Below are 2,763 nucleotides of genomic sequence, written 5' to 3' on the forward strand. Positions count from 1 at the left end.
CCCCCCCCCCCCCCCCCCCCCCCCCCCCCCCCCCCCCCCCCCCCCCCCCCCCCCCCCCCCCCCCCCCCCCCCCCCCATGCGCCCACTCAGTGGGGAGCGGCTTAAGATCCGCTGGAAGGCAGCAAGGTTCACGCAGTACGAACTGTCCCTCCTGTGCCGATGCTCGCAAGCCGCGATTAGCGGCCTCGAGACCGGGAACATGCAGCATTGCTCCGAGGATCTGGCTCGACAGATCTGTAAATGGCTCGACCGCGACTTGGATGAGCTGTTTGAGCACAGCTCGACCAGTCGCACGCATTAATTGACCAACGCTCTAGGGAGCACACACCAGAAGGAAACGGGGCATGAGCTCGAATCTGACGCAGTACGAGTATCTGGGACAAGGCGTCCGAGTCCTCGAGGAGGACGGCGCAGCGCTGTTCGTTGCTAGCGACGTGGCGCGGGCGCTCTGCCACCGCGACGCCGCCGCCATGGTGCGTGCGCTGGACGCGGACGAGAAGGGCACACGTCAGACGTGCACCCTTGGGGGAGACCAGGACGTCACGGTCATCACCGAGGCCGGTCTCTACCACGCGGTCCTGCTGCGCCAGACCGGACGCATGACCGACCAGGGTGCCAAGGACGCGGTCAAGGCATTCCAACGGTGGGTCACCCTCGAGGTGCTCCCGCAGATCCGCATGACCGGGGGCCTAGTCAATGCAGCCGCAGATGCAGGTCCCGCAGTCCCTGCCTGAGGCCCTGCGTGCCTACGCCCGAGAGGTCGAGGCGCGCGAGGCAATGGAGGCCTACGCCAAGGAGCTCGAGCCCAAGGGTGAGGCCTACGACGCCTTCCTCTCCGGTGACGGCACCTACTCCATCGGCAACGTCGCCAAGATGCACGGCCTGTCCCAGAACAAGCTGTTTGATCTGATGCGCGCCTCCGGGGTCATGATCGCCAAGGGCGCGATGCGCAACACCCCGTACCAGAAGTACATGCATCATTTCGCGGTCAAGGCCTACGACTTCACCCGCACCGACGGCACGGTCGGAACGTCCTACACCACGCGCGTCGAGCCCTCCGGCGTGGACTTCCTCCGCCGCAAACTCTGCCTCACCCCGGCCACGGACGTGGAGGTGTTGGCCTGAACCCCGATTTCTGTTGTAAAAGTTATTGCTACAGGGATGATAGTTGATGATCCATACCATTTTACCAATGGTCGATATATTGCCATAAGCACTAAAAAAATCTGCCCAGTCCCTCTTGCACAGGAACCTTTTTTATGTGATGATTAAATTAATTTACAATTTTCTCCTTGCACTTGGTGCCGGCCTTTTCGTATCATATGATATTATTTATTTTGAGCACTACGGACTTGGGCTAGCTATACTTGCATTGGTTTCGTCGATGTATAACTTATCCTCTGCAATAAGTGACTTCCTTTACCAATATTATTTGATCGAGTGTCGCCACGATTTGTGTTACTCATTGGAAATGCAATGAGAATTATTGGGTTTTTGATTTTCTTCATTGATCCCACTAACATTGCTTTGGTTGCACTAGGCCAAATCCTAGCAGGAATCGGAGGAGCTTCAGAGAGCGGCGCAGTAGATGCGCTTGTAATCAATGACCGTCTCTCAAAAGGTGAGTCAGCTAGGTCTATCCTTGCGATTTCATTAAAGCTGAACGCGGTAGCTACAGTTGTTGGTGCTGGTCTTGGCTATTTTATATACAATTGGGATCCAAGATATATTTTGGATTGCTGCCGCCATAACAGTAATCTCGTCAAAAGTGATTAAAAATTTAACTACTGTTAGGAAATTATGAGTCAAGAATTAAGGCCCCTCAGGTCATTAATTGCGATGCTTCGACGCCCCCAAAATAGAGAAACAATTAGTCAGGTGTTATCCTCTACACAGCAGGGTGCGGACGATCCTTTAGTTGTAGGTCTTATTAAGATTGGTTTTGCAGAGATCGGTAACAGTGAGGTCAGGTTTCGTGAGACTTTTCTGAGCGAATCTCTGCGAGCGATCGACGGGCATCTCGGATCACATGAGATTCTTTTGGGAAACAAAATTGACGTTAATGAACTTCAACATGAAAAAATCGATTCTACAGTCGCCGCGGTAATCCGACGAGTTATAGATGCTGACGAGAGAATTTCAGAGCCTATTCTCAATGAACGTCTACGAATGTTTGTTCTGGACATCGCATTTTTCCGTCGTCACGCCGTAGACACGGGCGTATTGGGGCGCACTCAAGACGGTGCCATGTACTGGCTGGCAGCCTCTTAGGAATCAGGGTCTTCATTACTAGCCGGATCAATTGAAAACACGTCTTCATCTGGTCGAAAACTCCGGGGGGACTGCCGCACGATCAGGGGACAGTTGGGGTGTCAGGCCGCGAGGCTCATGACCGGGTTCATGATGGTCTCGTATTCGATGGGGGTCAATCGGCCCAGGCGGGCCTGTCGGCGGCGTCGATGATAGGTGCGCTCGATCCAGGTGATGATCCCGATGCGCAGCTCCGTGGAGTCTTCACGGGTCTTCCCGGGACGGTTGCCGTCGTCGATGTCTGCTTGGCGGATCCATTTGCGCAGCGTCATCTCGTGGACGCCGAAGTCCTTGGCGATCTGAGCGAGGGGGACGCCCGCTTCACGGGCGCGCGTGACACGCACGACGTCGTCACGGAACTCTTGAGGGTAGGGCTTGGGCACGGTGATCATCCTTCCAGGCCAACCGCGCGGGTCAGCCAGGTCCGGTGTCACCTATCCGTACAGCAGGCCG

4 protein-coding genes and 2 pseudogenes are annotated in these 2,763 nt (G+C 55.7%); 4 read left to right on the top strand and 2 right to left on the bottom strand.

What is annotated here, in order from left to right:
• The first annotated feature begins 344 nt into the window (after positions 1-344).
• The 4 genes from A5728_RS09395 (at position 345) to A5728_RS13650 (ending at position 2,271) form a co-directional block, all read left to right on the top strand.
• The gene (locus A5728_RS09395) at positions 345-734 is read left to right on the top strand and encodes a Bro-N domain-containing protein (protein ID WP_064846790.1); all 390 of its coding nucleotides are present in this window, start codon (positions 345-347) and stop codon (positions 732-734) included.
• Complete coding sequence (locus A5728_RS09400; RefSeq protein ID WP_082943375.1) at positions 697-1,125, top strand: phage antirepressor KilAC domain-containing protein; 429 nt, start codon at positions 697-699, stop codon at positions 1,123-1,125. The genes A5728_RS09395 and A5728_RS09400 overlap by 38 nt, the downstream gene beginning before the upstream one ends.
• A gap of 351 nt (positions 1,126-1,476) precedes the next feature.
• Positions 1,477-1,776 (top strand): hypothetical protein, encoded by a 300-nt coding sequence (locus A5728_RS14185; RefSeq protein ID WP_144996485.1) that lies wholly within the window; start codon positions 1,477-1,479, stop codon positions 1,774-1,776.
• Positions 1,777-1,878: 102 nt separating this feature from the next.
• Positions 1,879-2,271: a DUF2087 domain-containing protein gene (locus tag A5728_RS13650; protein WP_186317119.1), complete on the top strand. Its 393-nt coding sequence runs from the start codon at positions 1,879-1,881 to the stop codon at positions 2,269-2,271.
• Positions 2,272-2,372: 101 nt separating this feature from the next.
• Here the strand turns inward: A5728_RS13650 and A5728_RS14800 are convergent.
• A pseudogene (locus A5728_RS14800) lies at positions 2,373-2,522 on the bottom strand (IS3 family transposase); the annotation flags it as partial.
• Positions 2,523-2,534: 12 nt separating this feature from the next.
• Positions 2,535-2,702: pseudogene (locus tag A5728_RS14805) on the bottom strand (transposase); the annotation flags it as partial.
• Positions 2,703-2,763 lie beyond the last annotated feature (61 nt).

The sequence above is a fragment of the Kocuria sp. ICS0012 genome (assembly GCF_001665945.1).
Classification (GTDB): domain Bacteria; phylum Actinomycetota; class Actinomycetes; order Actinomycetales; family Micrococcaceae; genus Kocuria; species Kocuria marina.

Excerpts from the sequence above, each read along its gene's own strand:
- A5728_RS09395 (WP_064846790.1), top strand. The coding sequence starts at position 345 with ATGAGCTCGAATCTGACGCAGTACGAGTATCTGGGACAAGGCGTCCGA.
- A5728_RS09400 (WP_082943375.1), top strand. The coding sequence starts at position 697 with ATGCAGCCGCAGATGCAGGTCCCGCAGTCCCTGCCTGAGGCCCTGCGT.
- A5728_RS14185 (WP_144996485.1), top strand. The coding sequence starts at position 1,477 with ATGAGAATTATTGGGTTTTTGATTTTCTTCATTGATCCCACTAACATT.